This is a genomic window from Maribacter sp. Hel_I_7, from assembly GCF_000688315.1.
Lineage (GTDB): Bacteria > Bacteroidota > Bacteroidia > Flavobacteriales > Flavobacteriaceae > Maribacter > Maribacter stanieri.
In genome coordinates this window covers 1,937,900-1,952,243 of sequence record NZ_JHZW01000003.1, presented here as the reverse complement: position 1 = coordinate 1,952,243, position 14,344 = coordinate 1,937,900, and the positions used below count along the sequence as shown (strand labels likewise).

At 35.8% G+C, this 14,344-nt stretch carries 1 protein-coding gene; it reads right to left on the bottom strand.

What is annotated here, in order from left to right; genetic code table 11:
- Positions 1-124: 124 nt before the first annotated feature.
- Positions 125-13,948 carry a T9SS C-terminal target domain-containing protein gene (locus P178_RS23320; RefSeq protein WP_027067925.1) on the bottom strand — a complete coding sequence of 4,608 codons (13,824 nt, stop codon included), beginning with the start codon at positions 13,946-13,948 and terminating at the stop codon, positions 125-127.
- Between the last annotated feature and the right edge of the window lie 396 nt (positions 13,949-14,344).

The window sequence follows — 14,344 nt, the reverse complement described above, 5'->3', positions numbered from 1 at the left end:
ACGAACTAAATTGAGCATCTAAAAGACTTGTGTATAGTAGTTTATGTCAAAAAAAATACTGGTAGAGAAGAAAAAAAACCTCACCATATTTATGATGAGGCATTATCAATAATATATTTTAATTTTAATTAGTACCTAGGTAGATATACCCATTAAATGGTTCTAAAATAGTACCTGTGTTTTTATCGGTAGCAGTAATAATATAATAATATGTACCTGTTGGCAACATACCAGATTGTCCAAAAGAACCATCGGGAGATTCACCGCCCCAGTCATTTTGATAATCTTGAACCTCAGCAATTTTAGTACCCCAACGGTTAAAAATCATAACATCAAAACTGAAGGCACAATACTCTACACCTTTTATTTCAAAGAAATCATTAACACCATCGCCATTCGCTGTAACTGCTTTAGAGATAATAATATCACCTCTTCCGCATGGTACACATTCTGTATCTACAATTACGGTAAAGTCAACATAGTACTTGCAAGTGCCTTCGGTAGAACTGTAGGCAATTTTATACTCGCCAGGCTCATGGTTCATAGGGTCAAAATAGTTTTGCTCTAATACTACATCGCCTTCAAGAATCATAAATGTACCATTGCGATCAAAATCGGCAGGTAAATAATTCAACAAGTCAATTCGCTCTTCTTCAATACAAATATTAATAGTAATTTCTTGTAATTGTGGTTGAAGAACAAATATGATCTGTTCAAAAGAAGCTGTGTTTCCACAAGAGTCAGTTACGTTCCAAGACCTAATAATCATGTAATCATCAGAATCATCTGCTTGTTGTCTTTCTTCATTAAATACAACGTCAAAATTACCACAGCCACCTGTAAATACCATTTCTGGAACCTCAGGAATATCATCACCACAAATAATGGTAATCTCATCCTCGTAAGGCTGACTCATAATTGGACCTGTAGGTTCTACAGTAATTACTTGTGTATGTTCTGTAGTATTACCGGCACAATCAGTAGCGGTCCATGTTCTGGTTACCGTATAACCAAGAGCGCAGTTTTCATCATTTGTAATTGTTTCTTCAAAAGTTACTTCAATATCTGGCTCACAAGAATCAGATGCCGTCAGTGTAGCAGCATCTGGCACCATATTACATTCTACCGTCATATCTTGTGGTAGCGCCTCTGTAAATGTCGGTGCAATTGTATCTTCTATGGTTATTACTTGAGTATGTGTACGTACATTACCAACACAATCAGTAATAGTCCATGTTCTAGTAATCGTATATTCTGTTGCACATTCATCATCTTGACCTTGAATCAATTCTTCTAAATCAACTGTAATGGCACAAGTGCTATCTGAAGTAATTACAAAAGCATCAGGAATTGAATCACAAGCCTCAATAGTTTCATCAGCTGGCCAACCTTCATTACCATCATTATCGATAATGGTTACGGTAGCAATATTGTCTGATAAAATACCTACAATAGGACTTGATATGTTCTCAAGAATTACATTGAACGTTTCTGAATCTTCAATAATAATATCATCAATAATCGGAATAACGATTGTCTGAGTATTAGAATTTGTGCCGCCAAATGTCAAAGTTTGTGTATTACGAGGAACACCAGTGTAATCGCTCCCTTCTATTGTAGAGCCATCTATAGTATAGTATTCTACGGTAAATTCATCTTGAACTTGAGCATTTAGTACCACATTAAGAGTAACGGTACCAGCGTCTTCATTTACCTCGATCGAAGTAGTATCAAACTGCACACCATATAATGACGGGTCACTATCGTTATCAATAATGTTTACCGTTGCCGTATCATTTGCAAGAATACCAACAATAGGAGTAGAGATGTTCTCCAAAATTACTTGGAAATCTTCTGTGTACTCAATTAATACATCATCGATAATCGGAATAACGATTGTCTGTGTATTGGAATTTGTTCCACCAAATGTCAAAGTCTGAGTATTTTGAGGAACACCGGTATAGTCACTACCTACTATGGTAGTACCGTCAACCGTATAATATTCTACCGTAAACTCATCTTGAACTTGCGCATTAAGGACAACATCAAGAGAAACTGTACCCGCATCTTCGTTTACATCAACTGAAGTAACATCAAATTGTACTCCGTAAAGTGATGGGTCGCTATCATTATCAATAATGTTTACCATTGCCGTATCATTGGCAAGAATACCAACAATAGGAGAAGAAATATTTTCCAAAATTACTTGGAAGTTCTCTGTATACTCAATTAATACATCATCTATAATAGGAATAACTATTGTCTGCGTATTAGAATTTGTTCCACCAAATGTCAAATTCTGCGTATTTTGAGGAATACCGGTATAATCACTACCTTCTAAAGTAGTTCCATCAACCGTATAATATTCTACCGTAAACTCATCTTGAACTTGCGCGTTAAGGACAACATCAAGAGAAACCGTACCTGCATCTTCGTTTACATCAACTGAAGTAACATCAAAAGCAACACCGTAAACCGATGGGTCAGCATCGTTATCGATAATGTTTACCGTTGCCGTATCATTGGCAAGAATACCAACAATAGGAGAAGAAATATTTTCAAGAATTACTTCAAAATTCTCGGTAAATTCAATCAAGACATCATCAATAACTGGAATAACTATAGTTTGTGTATTGGAATTTGTTCCGCCAAATGTCAAAGTCTGTGTGTTTTGAGGAATACCGGTATAGTCACTACCTTCTATAGTAGTACCATCAACCGTATAATATTCTACCGTAAACTCATCTTGAACTTGCGCATTAAGAACTACATCAAGAGAAACAGTACCTGCATCTTCATTAACGTCAATAGAAGTAACATCAAACTGAACACCATAAAGTGATGGGTCACTATCATTATCTGTAATATTAATTACCCCTTGATTGTCATTAATGGCAATTAAAGTAGTAGACAGGTTAGAAAGATCCACAAATAGACTTTCAGTAAATTCTATTAGAGAATCATCAATTATACTTATCGTAATAGGGTGTATTTCACCATCTGTACCGGCAAATGTTAACTGACCTGAATTAGTGGTATAATCACCAGGTGCTATTGCAGAATCATTAGTAGTCGTATAATCTAAAGTGAATCCGCCTTGTACGTTTCCGGTCAATAAAACATTGATAGTTGCCGTACCCGCAGCTTCATCAACAGTAATATCATCATTTTCAAATGAAATACCAGTAACACCAGGTATGTTATCATTATCTGTGATATTGATATTACCTTGGTTATCGTTTATGGCAATTAACGTGGTAGACAGGTTAGAAAGGTCTACAAACAATCTTTCCGTTGCTTCAATAACATTATCATCTATGATTGTAACTGTAACGGGATGAATTTCCCCATCTGTACCAGCAAAAGTCAGTTGACCTGCATCGGTAGTATAATCGCTAGGTTGAACAGCAGTATCATCATTGGTGGTATAGTCTAAAGTGAATCCGCCTTGAACATTACCAGTTAATAATACATTTATTGTAGCTGTACCTGCAGCTTCATCAACGGTTATATCATCATTTTCGAATGAAATACCGGAAACACCAGGTATGTTATCATTATCCGTGATATTGATATTACCTTGATTATCGTTAATACCTATTAATGTGGTAGATAAATTTGATAAGTTAACCAAAAGCGCTTCAGTCGCTTCGATAAAATTATCATCGATAATGGTAACCGTAATAGGTTGCAATTCTCCATCGGTTCCAGCGAAGGTCAATTGACCTGAGTTGCCAGTATAATCGCCTGGAGCTATTGCAGAACCATCTGCTGTAGCAAAATCTACAGTAAATCCGCCAGGTACATTACCGGTTAATTGAACATTAATAGTTGCTGTACCCGCAGCTTCATCAACAGTTATATTATCATTTTCAAACGCTATACCTGTTGTGCCAGGTATATTGTCATTATCTGTGATATTGATATTACCTTGATTATCATTAATGGCAATCAATGTTGTAGACAAGTTAGAAAGATCTATAAATAGTCGTTCTGTTGTTTCAATTAAATTATCATCAATAATACTTACCGTAATTGGATGAATTTCACCATCTGTACCATTAAATGTTAACTGACCTGTACTTGTGGTGTAATCTCCTGGTTGTACAGCAGTATCATCAGTAGAAGTATAATCAAGGGTAAATCCGCCTTGAACATTTCCGGTTAGTAAAACATTTATTATGGCCGTACCTGCAGCTTCATCTACAATGATATTATCATTTTCAAATGAAATTCCGGTTGTACCAGGTATGTTGTCATTATCGGTAATATTGATATTACCTTGATTGTCTTTTATCGCTATTAACGTAGTCGACAAGTTTGATAAATCTATAAATAGTCTTTCAGTAGCTTCAATACTATTATCATCTATAATGGACACGGTTATAGGTTGTAATTCTCCATCTGTACCAGCGAAAGTCAGTTGCCCTATATTGGTGGTATAATCACCTGGTTGAACCGCAGAATCATCAGTTGTCGTATAATCTAAGGTGAACCCACCTTGAACGTTTCCGGTTAGCAATACATTAATAGTTGCAGTACCCGCTGCCTCATCAACAGTGATGTCATCATTTTGGAATGAGATACCTGTTGTACCCGGTATGTTATCATTATCGGTGATGTTGATATTGCCTTGGTTATCGTTGATAACGATTAAGGTTGTAGATAGGTTAGAGATGTCTACAAATAAACGCTCGGTAGCTTCAATACTATTATCATCTATAATTGTAACGGTGATAGGTTGAAGCTCACCATCATTACCATTGAAAGTTAATTGTCCGCTAATAGGCGTGTAATCCCCAGGATGTACCGCTGTATCATCACTAGTAGTATAATCTAAAGTGAATCCACCAGGAACATTACCAGTTAATTGAACATTGATAGTTGCTGTGCCTGCTGCTTCGTCTACCGTAATATTATCATTTTCGAAAGCAATACCCGTTGTGCCCGGTATGTTATCGTTATCGGTGATATTAACGTTTGCTTGATTATCGTTTATGCTAATCAATGTGGTTGAAAGGTTAGAAAGATTTACGAATAATCTCTCTATAGTCTCAATTGCGCTATCGTCAATAATTGTGACTGTAATAGGTTGTAATTCACCATCTGTACCAGCAAAAGTCAATTGACCTGCACTAGTTGTATAATCACTTGGTTGAAGAGCTGTATCATCACTAGTAGTATAATCTAAGGTGAAACCACCTTGTACATCACCGGTCAATAATACATTAACCGTTACAGTACCCGCTGCCTCATCTACGGTAATATCATCATTTTGGAAAGTGATACCCGTACCTGCAACATTATCATTATCTGTAATATTGATGTTCCCTTGAGCGTCATTAATGGCAATCAAAGTAGTTGATAGGTTAGATAGATTAACAAACAACCTTTCCTTAGCTTCAATAACAGAATCATCTATTATTGATACGGTCACAGGGTGAATTTCTCCATCATTACCGGCGAAAGTCAATTGACCAGACGTTGAGGTATAATCCCCAGGCTGTATAGCAGTATCGTCATCAGTAGCATAATCTAGTGTAAATCCGCCTTGTACGTTCCCAGTCAGTAATACATTGATAGTGGCCGTACCTGCTGCTTCATCTACTGTAATATCATCATTTTTAAATAAAATACCTGTTGTACCTGGTATATTATCATTATCGTTGATGTTGATGTTTCCTTGATTGTCGTTAATGGTAATCAATGAAGTGGATAGGTTAGAAAGATTTACAAATAATCTTTCTGTAGCCTCTATAATGGTATCATCATTAATAGTAACGGTTACAGGTTGTACTTCGCCATCAGTACCTGCGAAAGTTAATTGACCGGTATTACTAATATAATCACCAGGTTCAATTGCAGAATCGTCTGCTGTTGCGTAGTCTAATGTGAATCCGCCTTGAACATTTCCAGTTAGTAGAACATTTATAGTAGCTGTACCATCCGCTTCATTAATGGTAATATCATCGTTTTGGAAAGAGATACCTGTACCCGCCAAGCTATCATTATCTGTGATATTGATATTCCCTTGATTGTCGTTAATAGCAATCAAAGTAGTTGATAGATTAGAAAGGTCAACAAATAAACCTTCGGTTACCTCAATAATACTATCATCTATAATTGAAACAGTTATAGGGAGTATTTCTCCGTCAGTACCTACAAATGTTAATTGACCATTGTTTGAAGTATAATCATCTGGTTGAATTGCAGTATTGTCAGAAGTTGCAAAGTCTAAAGTGAATCCGCCTTGAACATTACCGGTTAGCAAAACATTTATTGTAGCTGTACCTGCTGCCTCGTCAATAGTAATATTATCATTTTGGAACGATATACCAGTTGTTCCCGGTATGTTATCATTGTCATTAATAGTACCTGTAGCAGTATTTGTTGGTTGTGCATCAAAAAAACCAACGTTAATATTAGACTGTATATTAGACAAGGTAATAGTAAAATCTTCTGCTGGTTCAATTAGATTATCATCAATAATTGGCACATCTATGTTTACAGAATTGGTAGTGCTGTTGAAAGTTACTGTACCTGTAAAAGTAGTATAATCTCCAGGTTCAATTGCAGTGCCATTAGCCGTTGCATAGTCTACGGTTACCGTTTCTCCTGGTGCAATGTTACCGGTGAACGTAGCTACAAATCTAGCGTAGGTATCAGTACCTTCGGTAACAATAACATTATCGTCAGCAAAAGATACACCCGTACTACCTGAAACATTATCGTTATCGGTAATAGTCGCTACTCCCTCATTGTCATTAATGGTAGGAGTATTGGTTCCAATTGATAATTGTACTAATAATTGCTCTGTAGTTTCTATTAAGTTATCATCATTAATAGTTATAGTAACTAGTCTGATTTCATTATTTGTTCCTGAAAAAGAAACAGTGTTTGAAGTAGAAACGTAATCGCCTGGTTGTATAGCCGTATCATCTGCAGTAGTATAATTTAAGGTAAAACCACCAGAAACAGAACCTGTATGGGTTATTTCAAGAACGGCAGTGCCAGCGTCTTCATTAACAGTAACATCATTGATACTAATACCAATTGGATTGCCATTTTCACTTACATAAATATACTGAGTATGGCTTGTGCTATTACCTGCGCAATCATTCGTTGTCCAATTTCTAACTATAGTATATGAAGTACTTGTATTATCACCAATATATGTTTCGTTGAAAATAACTGTTGAATTAGAATCACAATTATCATTTGCAGAAAGTATTGGCGCTACAGGAATATTATCATGAGCTGCATATGAATCTTGCGGTAGAGACTCATTAAAAGTTGGCGCTTCATCATCTTCTATAGTGATTACTTGAGTAAAAGTAGAACTTACCCTACCACAAGCATCTGTAAATGTCCAAGTATTGGTATATGTACCCTCTGTAGTACAAGCTCCAGATTGTACAAAGCTACCAGCTGTTTTATTCAATGTGAAATTACAAGAAGCCGATGCAGGAACTAAAGAATTTGCATTATTTAGCCCAGCGATATCATCACAAGAAATTGTTCTATCTAAGGCATTTGGTGCAGTAGACCAATTTACCTGTGGTGGTTGCTGCACATCAATTACCGTTGGTGTATGTGTACCGATACCACAAGAATCTGTAGAGGAAGAGCTATTGGTAGTAATAGTATCTCCATTGGTAACACCACTATAAGTTGCAGTCGCTTGTAATTCAAAACTTGCTATACAAGCTGTCTCTAAAAAATAACATGCCTCAATAATTTCTATATCAAAATCAATATCATAATTTTCACCCATATTGGTAAAACCATCTTGAGCTGTAAAGGTTAAGGTTCTAGTAGTTGGGTCATATGAATGTGTTACACCAGAAGGTAATGTTCCAACCCCAGAGAAATCAGCTTCAATTGGTAAAATAGTAGTTATTTCAAGGTCTTGAATATCATCGTTACCAGTATTGGAAACATTTAAAGTTAATGGTACAATATCACCAGCATTAAAAGGACCAGTAGTATTTGCATTTAAACTTAAGGCACCTAAACTTGGGTAGTAGACATCAACGCTCATACCCATTAAATAAAGACCGTACGATTCTTGATCCGTTGTAATTTTAAAACGGGCAAAAGTTTGATCGTTATCTATATATCTATTAGCTGTATTTGCTAAAGGAAACACAGTAGCATCAAAACCTAAGGTATTGGTACTGGCAGCATTTCTATCCACATAATTCAATCCATCTATGGTAATTCGGCTATTGAAGAAGTTATCTTCATCCCTTAATGTAGTAGAAAGTTTAGACCAGTTGTTGCTAGCGTCGTAAATTAATAGTTGATCACCAGTAAGGTCGCGGTCACCTTCTAAAGCACCTAACATTACATTAGCATTAATATTCCCGTTTGGTATAGTCTCGAAACCGCTAAAGTTAAACTCGGTTTCACCAGCACCATCAGAAGCAAAAGTATGTACATACCCATCGTATAATGTAATGTTCTTAGGGTCTAATGAAACATTTTCATAGACAAAAACAATTTGCCATCCACCGGAAGTACCAGTTACATTTGCAATACCATGAGAGCGTAAATCTCTCTCAGTAGCTTTTACGTTACCAACTTGGTAAGAACCAAAAGGAGTTGAAAGCGCATTGATATCATCAGTAATATCTTTAATACAAACGTATGGGTCATTTTGGAAATGATCATTACGACCTCTATAGATAACCTCATCTGCAGAAACTGTTGTGTATGAAGATTGACCAGGCAACATCAACTTTACTTGATTATAGTTCCAAGTCGGCTCTGTAGCACCACCACCTGTTGTGCCGTCATATTCCTTGTCAGCGGCTGCCCAATATAAATATGCTTTCTTAATATTTAAACAACTTAAAGAAGGCTCTGGGTTGGCTAAATTTGCATTGGTAGAGTTGAACGTAGTTGGGTCGGAATCAATATCAACAAACACATTGTTATTGAAATCATGGTTACCAGCTTCACCGTTATAATTACCCGTTGCGTTTCTAGAAAGTACATTGTTGGCAATCATGGTGAAATCTCCATTGATACTACCAGAATAACGAATTTCAAAATCCTTTTTAAGGTTAGTATCATTTACAAAGATGTTTACAACAGCTTCGTCTTCAGAACCATTGGAATCAACTATTTTATATCTAAACGAGTCGTTTCCGTTGAATGAAGGACTAGGTTGATATTCAAAATAATCATCTGTAGCATCAGTAGGAGTTCCATTATTTCTAAGAGTTACCGTACCGTTTATTGGGTTGTTAACTATCTGTAAAGGATTAGTCGAGGCTGGTCCGTCAAAACCATAATCATCGTTTGCAAGAACAGTAATATTTGCAGAAGCCTGATTTTGGAATACTACAAAAGAGTCATCTACAGCTGTTGGTAGGTGATTAATATCGGTAATAGTTCCTAATGCAGTTGGGTTAGATGCCGTAATTAAATTTGGAGAAATTGAAGTTATGGTAATACGTAATGATTCATTTCCTTCAATTATAGCATCTTGAATAATATTTACAGGAACCTGTAATACTTCTCCTGTTGTACCTGAAAAGTTTAGAGTACCAGTTTGAGATGCAACTGAGTAATCGCTACCCGCTGTTGTGGTATTATCTGTAATTTCATATGAAGCTGTAAATCCGCCATTTATAAGATTACCGGTATAGGTAGCTTCAAAATTTGCAGTAACATTAAATTCATCTTCTGTAAAACCTGTAACAGCAATACTACCAGAATCATCATTGGTTATAATTCCAATAGCATCGGTATTCGTAATGTTTATTTCAGGAATAGAAGGGTTGGCAATTACAATGCTTAAATTCTCATTATTTTCAATGAAATCATCACCAATAATATTTATTTGCACTGAACGTACTTCGTTATCTACACCTGTAAAATTCAATACTCCAGTAGCAGAAGCTACCGTATAATCGATACCTGCAGAAGTTGTAATATCTACAATTGAAAAGTCCACCGTAAAACCACCAGTTACCCTATCACCACTATAAGTAACATCAAAATTAATTGCATTGGTTTGCTCTACAATAGTAAATCCGGTAACAGAAAGAGAACCGCCATCATCATCTGTAATGATTCCATTTGCTTGGTTATTCAATAAGTTGATGCCCACAGAAGAACGTATGGCCACAAGATTTACAAAGAAATCTTCTTCATTCTCAATGGTGTTGTCACTAATAATAGGAACAACAATATTTCCTGTCTTAATAGCATTGGTAAAAGTCAATGTTTGTACGGTAGGGCTAGGTGTAAAATCTGTTGCATTTGCAGCAGTACCATTATTTACAAAGTAATCTACCTCAATAGTTTCACCAGTGTCAATATCGCCATTAAATTCAACTACGAATGTTGCGTTAACATTGTCCCCTGGATCTCCTTCACTTAAAGTAACAGTAGCGTTCTGAAAATCAATTCCGCTAGTTGGGGTGTTGTCATTATCGGTAATTGTACCAGTACCTGTTGGGTCTACTATATTTATTAGCGTAGTAGATAGGTTTGATAATTGAATATTTAAGTCTTCTGTTGCTTCAATAAAAGTATCTTCTAAAATATTAATGGAAACCGATTGCTGGCTGCCATTTGTAGTACCAGCTGGAAAAGTTAATTGACTAGTAGCCAAAGCAGTATTGTAATCTTTGCCAGATGTGGCAGTACCATCTGTTATGCTATAATCTACAGTGAAACTAGACTGTACTTCATTTCCATTATAAGTGATTAAGAAATTTGTACTGCCAGCAGACTCATTTACAGAGAAGTCAGAAGCACTTAAACCCGTTGTAGCGGTTTTAATATCATTATCTGTAATAGTACCAATTGCGGTAGCATCAACTAGATTAATTAATGTTGTTGATAGGTTGGATAATTGAAAGTTGAGATTTTCATTGCTTTCAATTATACTATCATCCACTATATTAAGACTAACATTTTGCTGATCTCCAGTAGTAGTTCCGGCAGGAAAGGTTATTTGACCAGATAGGGTAGGAGCTCCATTAAAATCTGTACTAGCATTTGCAGTACCATCAGTAATATTATAGTCTACCGTAAATGAATTTTGTAAATCAGCACCATTATAGGTTACTACAAAATTAGTAGTACCAATAGCTTCATCAACTGTAAAATCAGCAACAGATAAACCTGTTGTAGCGGTTTTAGTATCATTATCTATAATAGTACCAATACCCTTAGGATCTACTAAGTTGATAAGTGTCGTTGAAAGATTGGATAATTCAATATTTAAGGTTTCACTACCTTCTATGATAAGGTCGTCAATGATGTCTACGTTTACCAATTGAGTGGCACCATTAGTAGTTCCGTTAGGAAATGTTACTTGTCCAGTTTGTACCGCGTTATAATCAGTACCGGAGATTGCAGTTCCGTTAGTAATTGTATAGTCAACAGTAAAACCGGTTTTTACATTACCTCCATTATAGCTAATAATAAAATTAGACGACGCAGTAGATTCGTTGAAATTAATATCTGCAACAGATAGTCCTGTAGTAGGGCTAGTGTCATTATCTATTATTGTACCTGTGGCATCGGCATCTACAATACTTAAAAGACTATTTGAAATATTTGATATCTGCACTGTTAAGCTTTCATCACCTTCAATAACCGTATCATCTGTAATAGCCAATAATATAGGTCGTGTATCGCCATTTTCAGTACCTGCAGGGAAAGTTACCTGACCGGTAAGGTTTACATTATAATCTGAAGTTGAGGTAGTGGTAACATCAATTATGATATAATCTACCGTAAAGGCATTTTGAACAGTAGGTCCTGTGTACGTCAACACAAAATTTACCGTACCAATATTTTCGTTTACAGAAAAATCGGCAATGGATACTCCGTCACCTGCTGTAGGTAAATTTATATTTGTTATTGTACCTGTTGCTGTATCCGTTATGTTACCGGCATTGGTAGAACCATTGGTCATACCTAGGGTAAAAGTCTCATCTCCTTCAATAATAGAGTCGTCAAGGGCAGGTATTATAATACTTGTGTTTAATGTATTACTTGGAACCGAAAAGCTAGATAAAGCCGTATAGTCAGTAGGTAGGGTAGTAATATCAGAGTACAATAAATCAAAAGTTACCACCTCATTCACTGCATGTGAAAGTGTAACGGCAAAATCTAAGTCTGTTCCTTCTGCGGTAGATGCATCTGCAATTGCCACATTGGGTCTAATAAAAAGATCCACTTCGTTAGTATAGGTATATGGAGTACATAAGTTTTCACTATCAAATGCACCGAAACGATATTGGTTTCCACTATCTGTACTAGAAATAGTAGTCAAAACTAAAGCAGTAGTATTTGCACCTGAGTATATTCCTCCATTTGAAATAGCAGTCCAAGTAGCACCATTATCCGCACTAACTTCCCATTGGTAAGTAAGTCCAGTTCCGTTAACGGCAGTTGTATATGTTACGGTGTCGCCTAAATTTGCAACTTTATCAGTAGGTTGTAATGTTATACTAACTGTTTGAAAAGCCGTAGTTACTTTACTATCTGTACCAGTATAGCCACCTTGACCAATAACTAGTCCAGTTGAATTAATAGATAAAGGAGAAGTGCCTAAGTATCCGTCATCATCTGGATCAGAATGACCAGCTTCTACAGCATCAGGACATCCATCGTTATCAGAATCGGAATCTAAACTATCTATGATTGTATCTCCGTCAGAATCTCCACTACCTTCGTTAATATCTGTAATTCCATCATTATCATCATCCTCATCAACTAAATCGTTAATTCCGTCAAAATCGGTATCTAAATCATCGTCTGTAATGGTGATTTCCCCTTCATTAGCAACAAAAACAATGTTTTGAGGAACAAAGTTGGTCATTGCATTCGCATCTGGTGAGTAAGACGGCACCACCGTGAAATATTCAGTAGACTCAATAACGGTATCATCTATTATACTAAAATTACGTTGAAAATTTTGACCGTTAGAACCGTTGAAATTTAAGAATCCTGTATTAGAGTCATAATCTGAAGGTTGGGTTGCCGTATGGTCTGCAGTAGCATAATTAATTCTAAAATTGTCTTGAACCTCACCACTTAGAGTAAAAACTATTCTAGCATTACCTACCGATTCTAATTCTGTTGTATTACTTAAATTAATAGTAGCGACATCATTGTCGTGAATACGTAATGCAGAATTTTCAGTATTGATACTCACCCTAGATGGTGTAGCACCATATTTTGTAGTTTCTGCAGCATTTCTTGATTTAACGCCCCAAAATTCTTCAGATGGTTCAACTATAGTATTGTCAATAGTAGGTATAGGAATAATTATTTCTGTACCTGCAATAGAACCTGCCGGGAAAGTAACTGTGGTATTGAACGAATTAAAATCTGATCCATCACTAGCTGAACTTGTGGAACCAGGATTGGTTTCAATCGAAAAGTCTACATTATAGGCATCTTCAATACCAACATATTGTTGACCACCAGAATTAATACCATTAGACAAGGTTAAGGCATACTGTATTTCTCCACCTTCTGTAATATCATAATTGCTACCAATAACATAGGCAACATCGGTATCTATAACTGTACCTATACCCGTAGCATCTGAAAATGAATATGTACTAGATGGATCACTTAACGTAAGAGTAAACTCTTGTTGAGTTGCTTCTACCCAATCATCATTCAATGCTGCAACGGTAAAAGTAGAGGTTGTATTAAAAAAGAAATCGAGGGTTATCGAAGTAGCTCCAGAATAATCAGCAGCTATTGCAGTACCATCTGTATAGATTACGTCAAATGTATAGTTACCTAAAAGCGGACTGCTAGAAGTAACTGTAAATGTCATATTAGACCCTTCGTTCGCACTTGCGTCAGAAATAGAAAAGGTCTGTGCCAATACATCTGTAGATCCAAAAAAGAACCACATGACAAATAACAACATTGTCGATTTTATGAAAGTAGAATTCTTCATTATTGATTCTTTGTATTAGTTGAAAATGTACTGTTTGAAATATTTGAATATCGATTAACTATCTTCTGTTGAGAAAAGTCAATGTTTGCTGAAAACATGTTTTTTACAATAGTAGATGTAAGGTCAATTTGGGAACCACTGTTTTCTTTCTTACACGGATTAACTATATGATTGATTCCAAAACAAAATGAGGATGTCTCATACAATCCATATATAGGATATGTAGCTTTTTGATTTCTGTATTGGGGGAGAATACTTTTAGAAGTGTAAATTGACTTCATATTAATGGTTAAGTTTAATTCTTTATTTTATTACTTAACCTTACTTAAAATGAATGCAATTTTTTGCAAAGCATTATCGATTAGCAGGTTAAGAAAAATTTTTTGAACAGATTTG

Coding starts and splice junctions, on each gene's coding strand:
- P178_RS23320 (WP_027067925.1), bottom strand. CDS start 13,948: ATGAAGAATTCTACTTTCATAAAATCGACAATGTTGTTATTTGTCATG.